This is a genomic window from Bradyrhizobium sp. Kon37, assembly GCF_055807535.1.
Map to the genome: position 1 here is coordinate 1 of NZ_JBVVOY010000254.1, position 279 is coordinate 279.

Annotated in this window: 1 protein-coding gene; it reads right to left on the minus strand. The window is 70.3% G+C overall.

Translation table 11 applies throughout. The features are described 5' to 3' along the window. Nucleotides 1–248 (minus strand): hypothetical protein (locus AC0L3J_RS38045; protein ID WP_473350557.1); only part of this gene is annotated, 248 nt, incomplete at its 3' end. Nucleotides 249–279: the final 31 nt, after the last annotated feature.

The window sequence follows — 279 nt, forward strand, 5'->3', positions numbered from 1 at the left end:
TCTCGGTCGCCGGCCGGCACCACGGACCGTTCGCCGTCGTGCTCGACCTCGACGTTGGCCTGGACCTGGACGCGGCCGGTCCAATCGGCAGGCAGCTCAAAGCCCAGCGTGGTTTCGGTCAGCGCGGCCAGCGATTGGTTGCCTTCCGCCGGCTCCGCGCCGGCGCGGTACATGCGCAGGGTCTGCGCGATCAGCTCGTCGGCCGGCGCAATGGCCGGTCGTGCCACCTGGTCTTGCTGTTGCTCCATAGTTGCCCCCTGCGCAGGCTCGATGGCCTGC